The organism is Erwinia persicina (genome assembly GCF_019844095.1).
In the GTDB taxonomy this organism is placed as follows: Bacteria; Pseudomonadota; Gammaproteobacteria; order Enterobacterales; family Enterobacteriaceae; genus Erwinia; species Erwinia persicina.
In genome coordinates, this window is record NZ_CP082141.1 from 1,028,869 (window position 1) to 1,048,504 (window position 19,636).

Annotated in this window: 20 protein-coding genes and 5 tRNA genes; 21 read left to right on the plus strand and 4 right to left on the minus strand. The window is 53.6% G+C overall.

Annotation, left to right across the window (positions count from 1 at the left end; all coding sequences use genetic code 11):
* Positions 1 to 44: 44 nt before the first annotated feature.
* The 11 genes from alaS to luxS all read left to right on the plus strand — a co-directional run bounded on the left by alaS (position 45) and on the right by luxS (position 8,055).
* The gene (gene alaS / locus K6L24_RS04640; protein ID WP_062744168.1) at positions 45 to 2,675 is read left to right on the plus strand and encodes an alanine--tRNA ligase; all 2,631 of its coding nucleotides are present in this window, start codon (positions 45 to 47) and stop codon (positions 2,673 to 2,675) included.
* 248 nt (positions 2,676 to 2,923) lie between these two features.
* Positions 2,924 to 3,109: a carbon storage regulator CsrA gene (gene csrA / locus K6L24_RS04645; RefSeq protein WP_004155916.1), complete on the plus strand. Its 186-nt coding sequence runs from the start codon at positions 2,924 to 2,926 to the stop codon at positions 3,107 to 3,109.
* Between the two features lie 355 nt (positions 3,110 to 3,464).
* Positions 3,465 to 3,557, plus strand: a tRNA-Ser gene (locus K6L24_RS04650).
* A gap of 4 nt (positions 3,558 to 3,561) precedes the next feature.
* Positions 3,562 to 3,638, plus strand: a tRNA-Arg gene (locus K6L24_RS04655).
* Between the two features lie 113 nt (positions 3,639 to 3,751).
* Positions 3,752 to 3,828 (plus strand) — tRNA-Arg (locus tag K6L24_RS04660).
* Positions 3,829 to 4,052: 224 nt separating this feature from the next.
* Positions 4,053 to 4,129 (plus strand) — tRNA-Arg (locus K6L24_RS04665).
* 205 nt (positions 4,130 to 4,334) lie between these two features.
* A tRNA-Arg gene (locus K6L24_RS04670) sits at positions 4,335 to 4,411 on the plus strand.
* 340 nt (positions 4,412 to 4,751) lie between these two features.
* Positions 4,752 to 5,318 (plus strand): fructose-1-phosphate/6-phosphogluconate phosphatase, encoded by a 567-nt coding sequence (gene yqaB / locus K6L24_RS04675; RefSeq protein WP_062744167.1) that lies wholly within the window; start codon positions 4,752 to 4,754, stop codon positions 5,316 to 5,318.
* Positions 5,315 to 5,743 carry a YqaA family protein gene (locus K6L24_RS04680; RefSeq protein ID WP_062744166.1) on the plus strand — a complete coding sequence of 143 codons (429 nt, stop codon included), beginning with the start codon at positions 5,315 to 5,317 and terminating at the stop codon, positions 5,741 to 5,743. Before yqaB ends, K6L24_RS04680 begins: the two co-directional genes overlap by 4 nt.
* Before the next feature lie 31 nt (positions 5,744 to 5,774).
* Positions 5,775 to 7,376, plus strand: coding sequence for a glutamate--cysteine ligase (gene gshA / locus K6L24_RS04685; protein ID WP_222681990.1), 1,602 nt, complete (start codon positions 5,775 to 5,777; stop codon positions 7,374 to 7,376).
* A 163-nt stretch (positions 7,377 to 7,539) separates the two neighbouring features.
* Positions 7,540 to 8,055: an S-ribosylhomocysteine lyase gene (gene luxS, locus K6L24_RS04690; RefSeq protein WP_062744165.1), complete on the plus strand. Its 516-nt coding sequence runs from the start codon at positions 7,540 to 7,542 to the stop codon at positions 8,053 to 8,055.
* Between the two features lie 85 nt (positions 8,056 to 8,140).
* On the opposite strand, the gene K6L24_RS04695 is transcribed toward luxS, so the two are convergent.
* Positions 8,141 to 9,427, minus strand: coding sequence for an HlyC/CorC family transporter (locus K6L24_RS04695; RefSeq protein WP_062744164.1), 1,287 nt, complete (start codon positions 9,425 to 9,427; stop codon positions 8,141 to 8,143).
* A gap of 22 nt (positions 9,428 to 9,449) precedes the next feature.
* A complete protein-coding gene (locus tag K6L24_RS04700) occupies positions 9,450 to 10,241 on the minus strand; it encodes a cytochrome C assembly family protein (protein WP_062744163.1) in 792 nt (263 codons plus the stop codon).
* Between the two features lie 165 nt (positions 10,242 to 10,406).
* Between K6L24_RS04700 and ffh the strand changes: the two genes are divergently transcribed.
* From ffh to K6L24_RS04745, 9 genes are all read left to right on the plus strand, one after another.
* A complete protein-coding gene (ffh, locus tag K6L24_RS04705) occupies positions 10,407 to 11,768 on the plus strand; it encodes a signal recognition particle protein (RefSeq protein ID WP_222681991.1) in 1,362 nt (453 codons plus the stop codon).
* Positions 11,769 to 11,904: 136 nt separating this feature from the next.
* Positions 11,905 to 12,153, plus strand: coding sequence for a 30S ribosomal protein S16 (rpsP, locus tag K6L24_RS04710; protein WP_004155935.1), 249 nt, complete (start codon positions 11,905 to 11,907; stop codon positions 12,151 to 12,153).
* An 18-nt stretch (positions 12,154 to 12,171) separates the two neighbouring features.
* The gene (rimM, locus tag K6L24_RS04715) at positions 12,172 to 12,720 is read left to right on the plus strand and encodes a ribosome maturation factor RimM (RefSeq protein ID WP_062744161.1); all 549 of its coding nucleotides are present in this window, start codon (positions 12,172 to 12,174) and stop codon (positions 12,718 to 12,720) included.
* Between the two features lie 35 nt (positions 12,721 to 12,755).
* Positions 12,756 to 13,508, plus strand: coding sequence for a tRNA (guanosine(37)-N1)-methyltransferase TrmD (trmD, locus tag K6L24_RS04720; protein WP_118663369.1), 753 nt, complete (start codon positions 12,756 to 12,758; stop codon positions 13,506 to 13,508).
* A gap of 68 nt (positions 13,509 to 13,576) precedes the next feature.
* Positions 13,577 to 13,927: a 50S ribosomal protein L19 gene (gene rplS / locus K6L24_RS04725; RefSeq protein ID WP_062744160.1), complete on the plus strand. Its 351-nt coding sequence runs from the start codon at positions 13,577 to 13,579 to the stop codon at positions 13,925 to 13,927.
* 217 nt (positions 13,928 to 14,144) lie between these two features.
* The gene (locus K6L24_RS04730) at positions 14,145 to 15,077 is read left to right on the plus strand and encodes a DMT family transporter (protein ID WP_062744159.1); all 933 of its coding nucleotides are present in this window, start codon (positions 14,145 to 14,147) and stop codon (positions 15,075 to 15,077) included.
* Between the two features lie 166 nt (positions 15,078 to 15,243).
* Complete coding sequence (gene yfiR, locus K6L24_RS04735) at positions 15,244 to 15,789, plus strand: regulatory sequestration protein YfiR (RefSeq protein ID WP_062744158.1); 546 nt, start codon at positions 15,244 to 15,246, stop codon at positions 15,787 to 15,789.
* Positions 15,782 to 17,011, plus strand: a complete 1,230-nt coding sequence (dgcN, locus tag K6L24_RS04740) for a diguanylate cyclase DgcN/YfiN (protein ID WP_118663373.1) — start codon at positions 15,782 to 15,784, stop codon at positions 17,009 to 17,011. Before yfiR ends, dgcN begins: the two co-directional genes overlap by 8 nt.
* Before the next feature lie 20 nt (positions 17,012 to 17,031).
* Positions 17,032 to 17,517, plus strand: a complete 486-nt coding sequence (locus K6L24_RS04745; RefSeq protein WP_222681992.1) for an OmpA family protein — start codon at positions 17,032 to 17,034, stop codon at positions 17,515 to 17,517.
* Positions 17,518 to 17,573: 56 nt separating this feature from the next.
* Here K6L24_RS04745 and K6L24_RS04750 read toward each other — a convergent pair whose 3' ends face one another.
* Complete coding sequence (locus tag K6L24_RS04750) at positions 17,574 to 18,254, minus strand: CTP synthase C-terminal region-related (seleno)protein (protein ID WP_062744155.1); 681 nt, start codon at positions 18,252 to 18,254, stop codon at positions 17,574 to 17,576.
* 107 nt (positions 18,255 to 18,361) lie between these two features.
* On the opposite strand from K6L24_RS04750, the gene K6L24_RS04755 reads away from it, so the two are divergent.
* On the plus strand, positions 18,362 to 19,108 hold the full coding sequence (locus tag K6L24_RS04755) for a GNAT family N-acetyltransferase (protein WP_118663375.1): 747 nt from the start codon (positions 18,362 to 18,364) through the stop codon (positions 19,106 to 19,108).
* Here the strand turns inward: K6L24_RS04755 and K6L24_RS04760 are convergent.
* Complete coding sequence (locus K6L24_RS04760; protein WP_222681993.1) at positions 19,043 to 19,570, minus strand: GNAT family N-acetyltransferase; 528 nt, start codon at positions 19,568 to 19,570, stop codon at positions 19,043 to 19,045. The genes K6L24_RS04755 and K6L24_RS04760 overlap by 66 nt on opposite strands.
* Positions 19,571 to 19,636 lie beyond the last annotated feature (66 nt).

Here is a 19,636-nt window from a genome sequence, read left to right on the forward strand (position 1 = left end):
AACATGACCCACGAAACGTTCGTTAGCGTGATTCCAGGACAAATATGAGCAAGAGCACTGCGGAGATTCGTCAAGCGTTTCTCGACTTTTTCCAGAGCAAGGGACATCAGGTTGTAGCCAGTAGCTCCCTCGTCCCTAACAATGACCCGACGCTGTTATTTACCAACGCCGGGATGAACCAGTTTAAAGATGTTTTCCTCGGTCAGGATAAACGCAGTTACTCGCGTGCCACGACCTCGCAGCGCTGCGTGCGCGCCGGTGGGAAGCACAACGATCTTGAAAACGTCGGCTACACCGCCCGCCACCATACTTTCTTTGAAATGCTGGGTAACTTCAGCTTTGGTGATTACTTCAAGAAAGAAGCGATCGGCTTTGCCTGGGAACTGCTGACCAGCCCGGCGTGGTTCGGCCTGCCAAAAGAGAAACTGTGGGTCACGGTTTACGAGACCGATGATGAAGCGTACGGCATCTGGGAAAACGAGATCGGCGTACCGCGCGAACGTATTATCCGCATCGGTGACAACAAAGGTGGCGCGTACGCCTCTGACAACTTCTGGCAGATGGGTGATACCGGCCCATGCGGCCCGTGCTCCGAGATCTTCTTCGACCATGGCGACCATATCTGGGGTGGCCCTCCGGGTAGCCCGGAAGAAGATGGCGATCGCTATATCGAGATCTGGAATATCGTCTTTATGCAGTTCAACCGTCAGTCAGACGGTACCATGCTGCCGCTGCCGAAGCCGTCCGTGGATACCGGGATGGGGCTGGAGCGTATCAGTGCCGTTCTGCAGCATGTGAACTCCAACTATGAAATCGACCTGTTTGCGCGGTTGATCACATCGGTCGCTGAGGTGACGGGCGCAACTGACCTGAGCAATAAATCCCTGCGGGTGATTGCCGACCATATCCGTTCCTGTGCTTTCCTGATTGCGGATGGAGTGATCCCGTCGAATGAAAACCGCGGTTATGTGCTGCGCCGCATCATTCGCCGTGCGGTTCGCCATGGCAACATGCTGGGCGCAGAAGGCACATTCTTCTACAAACTGGTCGCTCCGCTGATTGCCGTGATGGGTGCTGCGGGGGAAGATCTGCAGCGTCAGCAGGCGCAGGTTGAGCAGATCCTGAAAAGTGAAGAAGAGCAGTTTGCGAAAACGCTTGAGCGTGGTCTGGCGCTGCTGGATGAAGAGCTGGAGAACCTGCAGGGCGATACCCTGGATGGTGAAACTGTTTTCCGCCTGTACGATACTTTCGGTTTCCCGGCCGACCTGACGGCGGACGTTTGCCGTGAGCGTAATCTGAAAATTGATGAAGCAGGCTTTGAGCAGGCGATGGAGCAGCAGCGTCAGCGTGCGCGAAATGCCAGCGGCTTCGGTACGGATTACAACAATGTGATCCGCATTGACCAGGCCTCAGCCTTCAAAGGCTATGAAGAACTGGCGCTGAATGCCGCTGTGACTGCTATTTTCGTTGATGGCCAGGCAGCGGAGGCGATCAGCGCCGGCCAGGAAGGGGTTATCGTTCTCGATGAGACACCGTTCTACGGTGAGTCCGGTGGTCAGGTGGGCGATACCGGTGAGCTGAAAAGCGAGCAGGGGGCCACTTTCACCGTGAATGACACGCAGAAGTATGCTCAGGCGATCGGTCACATTGGTACCCTGACATCGGGCCAGCTTCGCGTGGGCGACCGCCTTGCGGCGCAGGTTAACGAAGCACGTCGCGCTCGTATTCGCCTCAATCACTCTGCGACGCATCTCCTGCACGCCGCGTTGCGACAGGTGTTGGGCGATCACGTTGCGCAGAAAGGCTCTCTGGTTAACGACAAATACCTGCGTTTTGACTTCTCGCATTTTGAAGCGATGAAGCCACAGGAGATCCGCCAGGTTGAAGAGATCGTTAACGCACAGATCCGTCGCAATCTGCCGGTCGAAACCAATATCATGGAACTGGAAGCCGCGAAGGCACACGGGGCGATGGCACTGTTTGGGGAGAAGTACGATGACCACGTGCGCGTTGTCGGCATGGGGGACTTCTCAACCGAACTGTGCGGTGGCGTTCACGCCTCCCGTACGGGCGATATCGGCCTGTTCCGCATCACCTCTGAGTCGGGTACTGCCGCAGGCGTACGCCGTATTGAAGCGGTGACCGGAGAGGGCGCACTGGCACAGGTATACAGTCAGAATGAGCAGTTACTGGATATTGCTCACCTGGTGAAAGCCAACAACAGTAATCTGAATGAGAAAGTGCGGGCGTTGATTGACCATGCGCGCGGGCTGGAAAAAGAATTGCAGCAGCTGAAAGATCAGCAGGCTGCGCAAGAGAGTGCATCACTGAGTAGTAAAGCCATTGCGCTGAAAGGCACCAGGCTGCTGGTCAGCGAACTGAGCAATGTTGAACCGAAGATGCTGCGTACGATGGTCGATGACCTGAAAAACCAGCTTGGTTCTGCAGTTATCGTGCTGGCGACAGTCGCTGATGGCAAAGTATCCCTGATTGCCGGGGTGACTAAAGACCTGACCGACCGCGTAAAAGCGGGCGAGCTGGTGGGCGAACTGGCCCAGCAGGTCGGTGGTAAGGGTGGCGGTCGACCGGATATGGCTCAGGCTGGCGGTACAGACGCACAGGCGCTGCCTGCTGCACTGGCTGGCGTTGAGGCATGGGTGGCTGCAAAACTGTAACACTATAAAAAGGTATTGCCGGGAAGACGCTCAGGGCTGCATGTCCGGGCGTCTTTTCAAGTGATACACCCCTGTAATCATAAAGTCAGGTTGATGATCTGGTTTTCGGCTAAACTAAGTATCAGCAGAATGTATTGGTATGCAGGTGCACAACGGGTGTATTTGTCATAGGCTACATTTAGCGTTATACGATGGATAATGCCGGGAAGCACTTAACCCGACTCTTTTAATCTTTCAAGGAGCAAAGAATGCTTATTCTAACTCGTCGAGTTGGTGAAACCCTCATGATCGGTGATGAGGTGACTGTAACTGTGCTGGGTGTTAAAGGTAACCAGGTACGTATTGGTGTGAACGCCCCTAAAGAAGTGTCGGTGCATCGCGAAGAGATCTATCAGCGCATTCAGGCCGAAAAGACTCAGCAAACAAGTTACTAACGGATCCAGCGCCTCGCTCCAGTAGCGAGGCGCTACCGGTTTTCGCTTTCCCCGTCCCTTTTGTTGTTTTCCTTATCCTTCGCCTTCTTCTTCGCGTTTTTTATTACCTGTTTTTTCTCCTCTGCTGTTTTTATCCGTGCGTGATCGCTCTCTCTGTGGCTGCTTTCTTTGTTGATAAATCACTCTTTTTGTCGTCAAAATGGCCGCTTTGCGTGGCTTTTGTGCAATCAGACACGAGTGATGAAAAAAGGGGGAGAAATTGTTTGACTTACAACGCCCAGAAAGTAATATGTGCGCCACGCAGTGCCGATGAGCAGATACAACGTTCTGAAGCACAACTCGAAAGAGTGCTAGTGGTGAGGTGGCCGAGAGGCTGAAGGCGCTCCCCTGCTAAGGGAGTATGCGGTCAAAAGCTGCATCCGGGGTTCGAATCCCCGCCTCACCGCCATTTTGCATCCATAGCTCAGCTGGATAGAGTACTCGGCTACGAACCGAGCGGTCGGAGGTTCGAATCCTCCTGGATGCACCACATTTTTTAAAGCGGCTTAGTGCGGCTTTAATATTGGGAAGTACTGGTGCAGCGTTAGCAGCCCTGCATCACGGTGAGTAGTCAGCACACTGCGTTATACAAGAAGTAGCAATGCATCCATAGCTCAGCTGGATAGAGTACTCGGCTACGAACCGAGCGGTCGGAGGTTCGAATCCTCCTGGATGCACCATTTTATTAAAGAGTGAAAATCCTGTGTACTGGCATGTTATAAAGTTTTTCGCCAGCGCAAAGGAAAACCACGATGCTCATCAGGTTTAAGTCATAGCCGAATGATCTTCTTGGTTACATCATTTCTTAATGAGTGGTCGTGATTTTCTTCAGTATCTCCTCAGGTTTGTCGCTTTATCTCCCCCGATAGTGTTACCCCGCAGAAAACTGCGTCGTTTTACCTTTGCATCCATAGCTCAGCTGGATAGAGTACTCGGCTACGAACCGAGCGGTCGGAGGTTCGAATCCTCCTGGATGCACCATATTCTGAAAAGTGGACGTCTCTTTGCGTTGGCATGTTGTAGGTGTTTTACTGCCAGCACAAAGGAGGATAATGTCGCTCGCGACAGCCCGTCAGGGTGATGCGAAGCCGAATCATCCTTCTGGATGCGCCCTATTCTGAAAAGTGGCAGGCTACTCTGTAGTGGCCTGCTTCTGAAGTCTGTAAAATCAACATGCTTGACCCCTGCATCCATAGCTCAGCTGGATAGAGTACTCGGCTACGAACCGAGCGGTCGGAGGTTCGAATCCTCCTGGATGCACCATATTCTGACAAGTGAACGTCTCTTTGAGTGGCCACTGTGTAGCTGTCTTACCGCCAGCACTAAGGAAGAATAAGCGCTTTCGCGACGTTACTTCCGCGTAAGGCGAAGCCGAATCATCTTCCTGACTTCCCCCTCGTCCCCTTATTCTCTTCGCTTGTTTTCTGCACATCCTCCTTAAGAATGATCATTTTAAAGCAAATTTTCCTGCGCTTTATCCCACGCATTTATCTGATAATCAAAATCCCTCTATATTTCAAGGCATTTGCTGATCCATCCCGGCAGCGACAATGTGGGTGCTTTACGCTAAAGTAATCGTTCCGTGATCAGGATGGATGCATGAATGTACGATGCTTACGACGGTTTGATCTTCGATATGGATGGCACCATCCTGGATACTGAACCTACACACCGAAAAGCCTGGCATCAGGTGCTGGAAAAATACGGCATGAACTTCGATGAAGCGGCCATGGTGGGCTTAAATGGTTCACCCACATGGCATATCGCCCAGGTGATCATCAACCGCCATCAAAGCGATCTTGATCCTTACCGGCTGGCGGAAGAAAAAACGGCGCTGCTCAAAACCATGCTGTATGACAGCGTGCAGCCGCTCCCGCTGGTGGAAGTGGTCAGAGCGTACAAAGGGCGTCGCCCGATGGCGGTGGGCACCGGCAGTGAGCATTCAGTGGCCGTCGGACTGTTACAGCACCTTGGGCTCCTCAGTTATTTTGATGCCATTGTCGCAGCAGATGATGTTAAACGTCATAAGCCAGAACCTGATACATTCCTGCGTTGCGCTGAGTTAATCGGCGTAACGCCTGCACGCTGTGTGGTGTTCGAGGATGCTGACTATGGTCTTCAGGCCGCCTGCGCAGCCGGCATGGATGCCGTGGATGTCAGACGGCTGTGAGTGAATGGCTCGCTTACGGTTCGATGTTTGCCAGTAGTTTTCTGAGTGCCACGTTATTGCCTGGCAGTTCAGAAGCCTTACTGGTGGGATTACTGCTGGCAGGAAAGGTTTCTGTCAGTTTGGTTGTCCTGATTGCCGCGCTGGGGAATACGCTGGGCGGTGTGACCAACATCATAGTGGGTCGCCTGCTTCCCGTAAAAAGTCAGGGGCGATGGCACAACACAGCAACGGCGTGGCTGCACCGATTCGGGCCTGCTGCGCTGCTTTTTAGCTGGTTACCCGTGTTGGGTGACCTGCTGTGCGTTCTTGCTGGCTGGCTGCGTTTCGCCTGGCTACCGACGGTGATCTTTCTCGCTATCGGTAAAACCTTGCGTTATGTGCTGCTGGCAGCCGCAACACTACAGGGCATGGAATGGTGGCATTGATTCGCTTTAAGGCGGCGCTGCGATTAACATTATGCTGAACAATAATAAATTTTTCTCTGAGCGGGAGGTCAATTTGATCCCGGACGTATCACAGGCGCTTTCCTGGCTGGAAGCTCATCCTGACGCACTTAAAGGTATTGGTCGCGGTATAGAGCGCGAAACGCTGCGCGTTATGCCGGATGGGCACCTTGCCACTACCGGACACCCGGCTTCTCTTGGTTCCGCTTTGACCCATAAGTGGATTACCACGGACTTTGCAGAAGCACTGCTGGAATTTATCACACCGGTCGATCAGGATATTGATCATCTGCTGGCATTTTTACGCGATATCCACCGCCACGTTGCCCGTGAACTGGGGGAGGAGCGTATGTGGCCGATGAGCATGCCGTGCATGATGGATCCCAATCAGGATATCGAACTGGCACAGTATGGCCGTTCCAATATCGGTCAGATGAAGACGTTGTATCGCCAGGGGCTGAAAAACCGTTATGGCGCACTGATGCAGATTATCTCTGGCGTACACTACAACTTCTCGCTTCCGCTCTCTTTCTGGCAGGCGTGGGCAGGGGTCAAAGACGCTGAGAGCGGTAAAGAGGCCATTTCAGATGGCTATCTGCGCCTGATCCGCAACTATTATCGTTTTGGCTGGGTGATCCCTTATCTTTTCGGCGCGTCTCCAGCCATCTGCTCCTCTTTCCTGCAGGGCAAGGAGAGCGCACTGCCGTTTGAACGTAGCGATAAGGGAATGTTATCACTGCCTTATGCCACCTCGTTACGTCTCAGCGACCTTGGGTATACCAATAAATCCCAGAGCAACCTCGGCATTACCTTCAATAATCTTCCTGACTACATTACCGGTCTGAAAGCGGCGATTAAAACGCCTTCTGAAGAGTTTGCGGCAATGGGCGTCAAAGATGAGCTGGGGAACTGGTTACAGTTGAATACGAATGTGCTGCAGATTGAGAATGAGCTGTACGCACCTATCCGGCCCAAGCGTGTCACCCGTTCCGGGGAAGCGCCTTCTGACGCGTTACAGCGCGGGGGCATTGAATATATTGAAGTTCGCTCACTGGACATTAATCCGTTTTCTCCGATTGGCGTCGATGCCAATCAGGTACGCTTCCTCGACCTGTTCCTGATCTGGTGTACGCTGGCGGATGCCCCGGAGATGAACAGTGCAGAGCTGGCCTGTACGCGTAAGAACTGGAACCGGGTGATCCTTGAAGGACGCAAGCCAGGCCAGACCATCGGCATGGGATGTGAAGAATCTCAGCATCTGCTGGTGGATGTGGGCAAGGCCCTGTTCAGCGATCTGCGCCGTGTGGCGGAAACGCTCGACAGCCAGAGCGATGAGCACCATTATCAGGACGTGTGTGACCGTCTCGTGGCGTCATTTGACGATCCCGACCTGACCTACTCTGCGCGATTCCTGCAGACGCTGAAAGAGAACGGCATCGGTGGTGCCGGTCTGGCGCTGGCAGAACAGTATCGTGCTCAGTTAAGCGAAGAGTCTTATGAGGTGCTGACGGAACAGCAGTTTAGCGATGAAGCGCAGCGTTCTAAGGTGAGTCAGCAGGATATCGAAGAAAGTGATACGCTTGACCTGGAAACCTTTTTGCAAGGTAAGCGTTAAGCGGCACAAAAGAAAAAGGCCACATTACTGTGGCCCAAATTACATCTCTGTTGTCAGGGATGAGATGATGATAACAAATGCGCGTCTTTCATATATTCAGACGTACAGAGTTTGAAAAAGTTTCATCGGTTCAAAAATAAATTCATTAGTTGAGGTAACAAGTATGCCATTGCTGGATAGCTTTACCGTCGATCACACCATCATGGCCGCTCCCGCTGTGCGCGTAGCCAAAACCATGAAGACCCCTGCTGGTGATACCATCACCGTATTCGATCTGCGTTTCTGCCGCCCGAATATCGAGATCCTGACCGAGCGTGGTATCCATACGCTGGAGCATCTGTTCGCAGGCTTTATGCGCGATCACCTGAATGGTGACGGCGTGGAAATCATTGATATCTCCCCAATGGGCTGCCGTACCGGTTTCTATATGAGCCTGATTGGTACGCCGGACGAGCAGCGTGTGGCAAAAGCATGGAAGGCCGCGATGGCTGACGTGCTGAAGGTAAAAAACCAGAGTGATATCCCCGAGCTGAATATTTATCAGTGTGGGACCTGCGAAATGCATTCACTGGATGAAGCGCAGGATATCGCGCGCAACATCATCGACAACGACATTCGCGTTAACCGTAACGATGAACTGGCGCTGCCGAAAGAGAAGCTGAAAGAGCTGCACATCTAGTTGATGTGTCTGGTTGATCGAAAAAAGGCCGGCCCCGACGGTATGCAGGGGCCGGCCTTTTTTTAACCTTCTGAACACTTTCCGCTTACGACCCCACTGATTCCTTCAGCGACGTCTGCGGGGTGATGCGAACCTGCTTAATCATGTTGTCCTGCACGTCGAGAATGTCGACGGCGTAATGATCGATTTGCACCGTGGTGTTGGCCAGCGGGATATCCTGTAACGCTTCCAGAATCATACCGTTAATGGTGCGGGCTTCTTCTTCCGGCAGCGTCCAGTTAAAGGCTTTGTTCAGCTCACGCACGTTAGCGCTGCCTTCAATTAACACCGAACCGTCATTCTGCGGCATCACCTCTTCAGCCAGCGAAGGGGACATTGAAGTCGTAAAATCACCGACAATCTCTTCCAGAATATCTTCAATGGTTACCAGCCCTTTAATATCACCGTATTCGTCGATCACCAGGCCCACTTTTTCCTTATTGCGCTGGAATTTAACCAGTTGCACGTTAAGCGGTGTCCCTTCAGGCACGAAGTAAATCTCATCTGCCGCCCGCAGCATCACCTCTTTGGTGAACTCTTTTTTCTCGGTCATCAGGCGATAGGCTTCGCGCACGCGCAGCATACTCATGGCATTGTCGAGAGAGTCACGGTAAAGCACAATGCGGCCGTGTGGGGAGTGAGTTAACTGGCGCACAATAGACTTCCAGTCGTCGTTGATGTTGATGCCGACAATTTCGTTACGCGGCACCATGATGTCATCAACGTTGACTTTTTCCAGGTCGAGCACGGACAGCAGCATATCCTGATTACGGCGTGACATCAGTGAGCGCGACTCGTAAACAATCGTACGTAGCTCCTCTTTGCTCAATGCGGCACTGGCTGCGCCATCGCTTCTAATCCCTACCATGCGCATCAGCATGCGGGTAATGGTGTTCAGCAACCACACAAGTGGCATCATCACCACCTGCAGCGGTCCCAGCAGGAAACTGCTGGGGAAGGCCACTTTCTCCGGGTAGAGTGCGGCAATTGTTTTCGGCAGTACCTCAGCGAAAACCAGCACGAGGAAGGTCAGAATACCGGTAGCAATCGCCACGCCGGCATCGCCATACAACCGCATTCCGACAATGGTCCCCAGCGCGGAAGCCAGGATGTTGACCAGGTTATTACCAATCAGCACCAGGCTAATCAGGCGGTCAGGACGACGCAGTAATTTTTCGACACGACGGGCGGCACGGTCGCCATTTTTGGCCTGGTGGCGCAGTTTATAGCGATTGAGGGTCATCATGCCGGTTTCTGAACCGGAGAAGTACGCTGACACCAAAATCATAATGACCAGCGTAACGATGAGGGTCGTGGTTGAAACGTGTTCCAAGGGAGGTCCTTGTGGTGGTCAATCAGGAGGAAAGAAAATGCTGCAACATGCGGCTACCGAAATAGGCCATGGTCAGTAAAAAGGCACCGCCACAGTTAAACCACACCACGCGGCGACCGCGCCAGCCTTCATGGTAGTGGCCCCACAGCAGCACAATGTAGAGGAACCAGGCCAGAATAGAGAGCACGGCTTTGTCGATATTCTCACGACTGAACAGATCCTGCATATAGAACAGGCCGGTACAGAGCACCAGCGTCAGCAGTACGACGCCTATCTGCGTGATATGGAACATTTTACGTTCAATGGTCATCAGCGGAGGGATATCGTTGTTGAACGCCAGCTTCTTATTCTTCAACAGCCAGTCAATCCAGGCAAGCTGTAAGGCGTACAGCGCGGCAATAATCAGCGTGGCATAAGCAAAGAGCGCAAGGCCAATATGCACCATCATACCCGGCGTGGTTTCCAGGTGCGTGATAAAAGCATTCGGTACGAACGTGGCAAAAGCCAGATTGATCAGTGCAAAACTGTAAACGACAGGTAACAATATCCAGCCACGGTTGCGCGAGGCAACGATGGTCATAATGGCGCAAATCAGCAGACTTACCAGCGAACCGATGTTAAGCAGGCTCAGATTTTGCCCGCCGTCCGGTCCAAAAATACGCTGTTCCAGCGCCACCGCATGGCACACCAGGGCCACAACGGCAGACAGAACCGCCAGTCGACGCCAGGTGCTGTTTTTCCGCAGCAGGCTGGGAACGATAAGTGCAAGGCTGAATGAGTAGGCAAGTAGCGCCAGAATCGCAATGACAGACATAGATTTCGTCAGGTACAGACCAGATGAGAAAAAAGTCAGTATAGCGCCAGCGGCTGCTGGCTCCAAACGATCTCATCGCATATGGCTGAGATCCCGCCATCTCTATGTTATAATCCGCGCCATTGTGTCGCTGAGGCGGCCTCTCATTACGTTGAGCGAGAGACGATGTTTGATAATTTAACCGACAGACTGTCGCAGAGCCTGCGCAATATCAGTGGCCGCGGGCGTCTGACAGAAGACAATATTAAAGACACGCTGCGCGAAGTTCGCATGGCGTTGCTGGAAGCAGACGTTGCGCTGCCGGTCGTTCGTGACTTCATTGGGCGCGTTAAAGAACGCGCAGTGGGTCATGAAGTAAACAAAAGTCTGACCCCAGGTCAGGAGTTCGTCAAGATCGTCAAAAACGAGCTGGTTGCCGCGATGGGGGAAGAGAACAACACTCTGAACCTGGCCGCTCAGCCGCCAGCCGTGGTGCTGATGGCCGGTTTGCAGGGGGCGGGTAAAACTACCAGCGTCGGCAAACTGGGGAAATTCCTGCGTGAAAAGCACAAGAAAAAAGTGCTGGTGGTGTCCGCCGACGTCTATCGCCCGGCGGCGATTAAACAGCTGGAAACCCTGGCCGAGCAGGTAGGGGTTGATTTTTGTCCGTCAGACCTCAGCCAGAAGCCGGTCGATATCGTTAAAAGCGCGCTGCAACAGGCGAAGCTGAAATTCTACGATGTGCTGCTGGTGGATACCGCCGGTCGACTGCACGTTGATGAAGCGATGATGGACGAGATCAAACAGATCCACGCCGCGATTAATCCGGTGGAAACGCTGTTTGTGGTCGATGCCATGACGGGGCAGGATGCCGCCAATACGGCGAAAGCGTTCAATGAAGCGCTGCCGCTGACAGGGGTGGTTCTGACCAAGGTTGACGGTGATGCCCGTGGTGGTGCAGCGCTGTCGATTCGTCATATTACCGGTAAGCCGATTAAATTTATGGGTATCGGTGAAAAGACCGAAGCCCTCGAACCGTTCTATCCGGACCGTATTGCCTCGCGTATCCTTGGCATGGGCGACATGCTGTCGCTGATTGAAGATATCGAAAGCAAGGTCGACCGTGCTCAGGCAGAAAAGCTGGCCAGCAAGCTGAAGAAGGGGGATGGCTTCGATCTGAACGACTTCCTCGACCAGCTGAAGCAGATGCGTAACATGGGCGGTATGGCCAGCCTGATGGGCAAACTGCCGGGCATGGGGCAACTGCCGGATAACGTTAAATCGCAGATGGATGACAAAGTGCTGGTGCGAATGGAAGCGATGATTAACTCAATGACGCGTAAAGAGCGCGAAAAACCTGAGATTATCAAAGGCTCCCGCAAGCGCCGCATTGCCACAGGTTCAGGTATGCAGGTGCAGGACGTTAACCGCTTATTGAAGCAGTTCGACGACATGCAGCGCATGATGAAGAAGATGAAGAAGGGCGGTATGGCGAAGATGATGCGCGGTATGAAAGGTATGATGCCGCCGGGCTTCCCAGGCCGTTAAGCCAGCCGGAAAACCACTCAGGCGAATTAGATTGCTTTTTGCGCCAAAATGAGTAAAATTTTCGGGCTTTTTATATTGCATCCGGGCCCCGTTCCCTCAATGGGGCCCGGCTGTTTTATTAACTAAAGAGGATGTTATGGTAACAATTCGTTTGGCACGTCACGGCGCTAAAAAGCGTCCGTTTTATCAGGTAGTCGTAACCGACAGCCGTAATGCTCGCAACGGTCGCTTCATCGAGCGCGTTGGTTTCTTCAACCCGATCGCTTCAGGTCAGGCTGAACCACTGCGTCTGGATCTGGACCGCATTGAGCACTGGGTTGGCCAGGGCGCTACTCTGTCTGATCGCGTTAACGCGCTGATCAAACAAGCTAAGAAAGCAGCTTAATCTGTCACGGTGGTCAACATGAGCAAGCAACTCACCTCGCAGCCTCCCGCTAACCCGTTAATTCTGGGGAAGATGGGCTCGGCTTACGGTATTCGTGGTTGGCTCAAAGTGTTTTCCTCCACCGAAGACGCCGAAAGCATTTTTGACTATCAGCCGTGGTTTATCCAGCGGGCGGGTCAATGGCAGCTTGTCGAGCTGGAAGGCTGGAAGCGCCACAATCAGGACATGATCATCAAAGTCAAAGGCATTGACGATCGTGATGCTGCGGGTCTGCTGACGAATTGCGAAATTGTCGTGGGCTCAGAGCAACTGCCGGAACTGGATAGCGGTGACTACTACTGGAAAGACCTTATGGGCTGCCAGGTGGTGACCACTGAAGGTTACGAACTGGGTAAAGTCATCGATATGATGGAAACCGGTTCGAACGACGTTCTCGTCGTGAAGGCAAACCTGAAGGATGCATTTGGTGCGCAGGAGCGGCTAATTCCGTTCCTCGATGAACAGGTTATCAAGAATGTCGATCTCACTACTCGTACCATTAAAGTAGATTGGGATCCTGGTTTTTGAGCTCCGAACAAAACGGTAATACTCCGGCGCAAAGTATGTGGATTGGCATAATCAGCCTGTTTCCTGAAATGTTTCGCGCAATTACCGAATACGGAGTAACTGGTCGGGCAGTAAAAAATGGCCTGCTCAACATTCAGAGCTGGAGTCCTCGTGACTTCGCTCATGACCGGCACCGTACCGTGGATGAACGTCCTTACGGCGGCGGACCGGGAATGTTAATGATGGTTCAACCCTTACGGGATGCCATCCACGCAGCAAAAGCGGCGGCAGGAGAAGGGGCCCGGGTGATTTATCTGTCACCTCAGGGGCGCAAACTCGATCAAGATGGGGTTTGTGAGCTGGCGACCCACCAGAAGTTAATTCTGGTCTGTGGTCGCTATGAAGGGATTGATGAGCGTGTAATCAAAACCGAAATCGATGAAGAATGGTCGATTGGAGATTACGTACTCAGCGGTGGCGAGCTGCCAGCGATGACGCTGATTGACTCAGTATCCCGGTTTATTCCGGGGGTACTGGGAAAACAGGCCTCAGCCGAAGAAGATTCATTTTCTGACGGTTTGCTGGATTGCCCCCACTACACCCGCCCTGAAGTGTTAGAAGGGATGGAAGTACCGCCAGTTTTACTGTCGGGCAACCATGCTGATATTCGCCGGTGGCGCCTGAAACAGTCGCTGGGCCGTACCTGGCTTAGAAGACCTGAACTTCTGGAAAACCTGGCTCTGACTGAAGAGCAAGCAAAGTTGCTGGCTGAGTTCCAACGGGAACACACCCAGGCAACAAAACGATGATACGGTTGAACGGCCATAGCGCTTAGTTCACCTTAACTATCAGTTTACCCAGGATAAGAGATTTAATTATGAGCAACATTATTAAGCAGATCGAACAAGAACAGTTGAAACAGGACGTACCTTCATTCCGTCCGGGTGATTCCGTGGAAGTGAAAGTATGGGTCGTTGAAGGTGCTAAAAAGCGTCTGCAGGCATTCGAGGGCGTGGTTATCGCTATTCGTAACCGCGGTCTGCACTCTGCATTCACTGTTCGCAAAATTTCTAACGGCGAAGGCGTAGAGCGTGTATTCCAGACTCACTCCCCGGTAATCGACACGATTACTGTGAAACGTCGTGGTGCTGTGCGTAAAGCCAAACTGTACTACCTGCGTGAGCGTACTGGTAAGTCTGCACGTATCAAAGAACGTCTGGGCGCTTAAGCGACATCTGATAGTTAATAGCAATAAAGGGGCTGACCAGCAGGTCGGCCCCTTTTTTTATCCTTTTTTGGCCGACAGCATACCTGAATGACACATCCTGCCTCCTGCCTGCCGCTAAAAAAAATTAAAAGCCGTTTGCCGCTGATTTTTAAGCTGATCTAAAACAAAATCCGCGTATGTTTGAGTCATCCCTCTCTTTCCAGGAGTTCTTTTTGCTATGCGTTCTTCGCCCAGCCCTTCCACCGGCGTGTCGATGAAAATTGCCGGTGCCCTGACCTCAACGCTGATGATGGCCTGTGTCAAAGGACTTGATGGCGGTATTCCGGTCGGAGAAGTGATCTTCTTTCGTTCCTTCGTGGCACTCATCCCGCTGTTTATCTGGCTGTGGTGCCAGGGGAATATTCTGGACGGCATCCGCACGCGTAACGTAAAAGGACATTTTATACGCGGGCTGGCGGGGACGGGCGGGCTGTACTTTAGCTATCTGGCCCTGATCTATATCTCCCTGACCGACGTCACGGCAATCAACTATGCGGCTCCACTGTTTACCGTCATCATGGCGGCGATCTTTCTGCGGGAGAAAGTTAAATATCACCGCTGGGTCGCGGTAATCGCCGGGTTTGCGGGGATCCTGGTGATGCTGTCCGGCCAGCTGTTCTTTTCTTCCGGGGGGGCTTTCACCACGATAAGCTGGCTGTCGACGCTGGGCATGGTGCTGGCCCTGATGGCAGCAGTCTGTATTGCCACAGCCTCCATCCAGATACGCTATCTCAACGGTATTGAAAAGCCGGGGGCTATTGCCTTCTGGTTTGCTATCACCACCACGCTGACCTCGTTGCTCACGCTGTGGTTCGGCTGGTCAGTACCCAGTGGCAGGCAACTGCTGTTACTGCTGGGCTGTGGCCTGTTAGGCGGCATCACCCAGATATTACTGACGCTGAGCCTGAAATACGCAGATGCCTCCCTGCTGGCCCCGTTTGACTACAGTACGCTGCTCTGGTCAGTGTTTATCGGTTATCTGTTCTGGGATACGCTGCCGGAGTCTGCCACCATAATTGGCGCAGGTCTGGTGGTTACCGGCGGTATCATCTCAATGTATTTTGAACGGCGTCAGCGTCGGGCGATCACGCCGTTGAATGTCAGCGGCTAACGACCTGCATCAATAGCGATAAGGCGGGGCTGGCCATGAGGCCGGCATTATTACTTTTTTCAACATGATGACGAATGTTTCACAGGATGTTAGGATATTTCTTAACTTAAGAGAGGGAATACCCGGATGACAGGGCCAGAGTGGGGGCCGGGGCTGCAGAGGTTTCATGGCGAAAAGATATGTACTGCTACTGTCGATCCTGCTGGGTGTCATCAGTTTACCGCTAAGAAGTGAAATGTCGTCTGTAAAGCCAGAGGGGGCTTCTGCGTCTGACGTACGCCAGACGGTAGCGGGGATGATCAGTTATACCCGCTGGCCCCACCTGAACGGCTTACCCCGGTTATGTGTTTTCCGTTCCGCTCACTATGCTTCAGTGCTGATCAGCGCCTCTGTCCAGCATCCCCCCGCTGTATGGAATGCGGTTCAGGTCGATGATGTTCAGCAGGCGCTGACCTCACAGTGTGATGTCCTCTATTTTGGTCGTGAATCCTCACATCAGCAGGTTGAACTGATTAACAGCTATCAGCCACGTCCCCTGCTGACCATTGCCGAACAAACCCCTGATTGCGCAGTCGGTAGCGCATTCTGCCTCAAGTTTATTAACCACCGCGTCAGTTTCTCGGTCAATCTCGACTCACTGGGTCGAAGCGGCGTTCGGGTGCATCCCGATGTATTAATGCTGGCCTCTTCAGGGAGTGAAAGACATGGATAAATTTTCAGCAGAGAAGAGCAGGCCCAGCTTTCGTAAAATGCTGGCACGTATCAGTGTGATCAGCGCAGTGACGACGATGATTGTCGCGTGGCTGTTCATCTCTGCCACCTCAATGCTGTCGTTTCGCCAGTACGCCGACAAGAACCTGCAGCTGCTGGCCTACACCGTCAGCCACAGTCTGGAAGCTGCGGTCGTCTTTGGTGATGGCAACGCGGCGATGGAAACGCTGGTGGAACTGGGTAAGCAGGGACAGTTCTCTTCGGCTATTGTGGCAGACAGTAAAGGTAAGGTACTGGCGCACTGGGGGCAGGATAATGAGCACTCGCTGCGTGCCGATCCGCTGGCCCGGCTGGTCTCTGGCTGGCTGTTCCCGAAACCCGTTCAGCAACCGATCCTGCATAACGGGGCGGAAATCGGCACTATCACGCTGACCGGAGAAGACGCCACCGTGACCGATTTTGTTTATCGTTCCCTAAGCGTACTGACCCTCTGCCTGCTGCTCGCCTCGGTAGTGGCATTTCTGCTGACCCGTCATCTGTTCAGTGGCCTTATCGCCGCCCTAAGAAACATGACGGGCGTGGTGCATGACATTCGTGCGACGCGTAATTTCTCTCAACGGGTTCCCCCGTCAAAAATCGATGAGCTGCACGTTTTTGGTGAGGATTTTAACAGCCTGTTAAATGAGATTGAAAAATGGCAGCGGCGTGAGAAAAAGGAGCGCGACTCACTGCTGAAACGTGCGTTACACGACCCCCTTACCGGATTGGCAAATCGCTCAGCTTTCCGCAGCGCGCTGGACAGCGTGCTCAGTGACAGTGAGCGCAAAACGCATACCGCACTGCTGTTTATGGATGGCGATAATTTCAAAGACATCAACGACACCTGGGGGCACGCTGCCGGGGATGAAGTGTTGATGGCGATAGCAGGGCGGCTGCTTGAGTGCGCGGCTAATACCTATCTGGTATGCCGCTTTGGTGGAGATGAGTTTGCCATGATCCTCGATGAGGTGAATCACCATGAGGATATAGAGAAGGTGATTGATACCATCAATATGCGGATGGACGAGCCAATCGTTCTTAACTCCGGTGAGTCTGTCGTTATGACGTTAAGTATTGGTTACGCGGTGGCCAGTCAGGCGGCAACGGCAGAAGACATTATGGACGCAGCCGATCGCAGCATGTATCTGGAAAAACAGCAGCACCATCAGCGTGCGGCTGGCTAATAAGAATCAGGAGAAAGACGATGAAGATATTACGCATGATGGCCGGCGTGCTGTTGGCGCTGGTGCTGGCGGGGTGCCAGACTGCGCCGCCGGGTAAATTTACGGCAGATCAGATCAGCGCTATGCGCGCCCAGGGCTTTACCGAAGTCCCGGAGGGGTGGATGCTGGGGATCTCGGAAAAAATTCTGTTTGGTAAAAACAAGGCTGAACTGACGCCGGAAAGTGTGGCAACCGTTCAGCACATGGCAAAAATGCTGTCTGCCAGTGGCCTGCATCATGCCCGTCTTGATGGCCATACCGATAACTATGGTGACGAGAAGTACAATGAGGCACTTTCGCTGAAGCGGGCCAATGCGGTGGCCGATGCATGGGCCAGCGGGGCCGGCGTGCCGCGCAGCAATATCACCACGCGCGGCCTGGGTGCCCGTGATCCGGTGCGAAGCAATAAGACCTCGCAGGGCCGTGCGGAAAACCGTCGGGTCGCGGTGGTTATCAGCGCTCCCTGACGCTGACGTTGTCATGCCGTTCGCTGGCTGACCGGATACGCCGGCGAGCGGGATGATTAGCTAGCGGCGCGGAGCAGTTCGACGACCAGCGGGGAAAGTTCGTTGCGTAAGGCAGCCCGTTCGGACTGGAACAGGGTGGCAGCATAAAATTTGTGATCTGGCAGTTCAACTGCCCGGACATCCCCCTCCCGATCGTAAGCGGTGATCCGCAGCGGATAACGTTTAAGGTCGGCCACAAAATCCGCATTCACCCCATAGTTACAGTGATATCCTTCACTGATCTCCGTCCTTCCGTAAGCCCGCGCCAGCAGCGTGTCCGGCTCAATGACGATATCGCCGTTTTTTTCAACCAGTGAACAGGTTAATGGCGCAATCACCAGGCGGCCACCGCTGTCAGTTTCAGCATGTCCGGCATCGCTCCAGCCCATCACATTGCGTGCATATTCCACAATGGCGTACTGGAACCCGCCACAGGAGCCCAGAAACGGGATATTGTTTTCACGGGCGTAGCGAAGGGTAAGGAAGGCCCCGTCATCATTGTTATAAGGGCTGCCGGGGATCAGCCAGAAAGCATCATAATCCAGCAAAGCGTGACGGTCGGTAATCGCTGCGGTCGGCAGCCAGTGTGGCGTGACATCAAGGTTTAGGAAATGTGCAGCAAGCGTGATGGCTTTAGGGATGGCCTGATGCGAAACGGCATCGGCGCGGTAGTCACCAACCAGAGCTAAACGAACCATGGGTATGTCCTGTGCAGGTAAAAAAGGATGCTACTGCACTGCGGCAATGCTGGCAAGACGCCAGCGTTATTCGTATGCTGGAAAATTGCCACTGCAAGGAGAACGATGTGACGCAGAGAACCAATCAGTACGGCCAACCCGTCGGCGAGCCATTGCCTTACTGGCAGCCTGTTCCCGTCCCGCAAGCCACCATGATGGTCGGGCTTTATTGCCGGCTGGAACCTCTTGATACCGCACGACACGGTGAAGATCTTTATACCGCCTTTGCCTCTGCCCCCGACGACAGTGACTGGACATGGCTGACGGAAGACCGTCCCGCCTCACTGCCTGCCTTTCAGGTCTGGCTCAGTCAGCGTGCGGCAGAGTCCGGGTTTGTGACCTTTACCATTATCTGCGCAAAGCGCAACAAACCGGTTGGGCTGGTGTCGTATTTACGGATTGATCCGGCCAATGGATCGCTGGAGATCGGCGGAGTGACCTGGTCTCCCCTGATGAAACGCACGGTAACAGGCACCGAGGCCCTGTGGCTGATGCTCAATAATACCTTTACCCTTGGCTATCGCCGCTGTGAATGGAAGTGTGATGCTCTCAATGCGCCTTCGCGGCAGGCGGCACTCCGTCTCGGCTTTACTTACGAGGGAACCTTCCGTCAGGTGATGGTGCGTAAGGGACGTTCACGGGATTCCCACTGGTTTTCTATCATCGACAGCGAATGGCCGGCGGTTAACCAGGCGCTCACCCGGTGGCTGTCTGCGGAGAATATCGATGCCAGCGGACAGCAGCGCCAGTCACTGGGAACCCTGATGCGGGCGCTGAAGCCGGTAGATGGCGGTATTGACCGGCCCGCTGTCTAATACAATCAGGCCGTAACGAAGGGCCGCCAGCTCTGCGCCAACGCTGGTGGCCACCGCACGACTGGCGATATTACTCTCTGCCGCCAGAATTTCGATAACATCGATGTCAGGCTGTTTAAAGGCTTCTTCAGCGATCTGCCGCACAGCCTGACGGGCAATGCCTTTACGCTGTTCGCTGCTGCGTACCCAATAGCCCAGTGCGGCCGGAATGCCTGGCCCCGTACTGTAGCGCAGACCTACCCCGCCCAACAGATGGCCATCTCCGGCAAACAGGCCTGACTCACTGGCGACCCCCTGACGACGCTGCCAGTGCGTGTAGCTGAACCACCGACGGGCTTCGTCCGGCGTATAACCCTCATGGGCCCAGACCATCCAGGGTTTCAGACTTTCTACGGATTCCCGCACGGCGTCAGCAAAGGGCACGGCATCGGCATGTTCAAAAGGTCGTACGATGATTTCCATTGCTCTCTCCGGTGGCAGTTCACAGGCCGGAATTATAGATCGTTCCGGCACTTCAGGCAGTGCTAA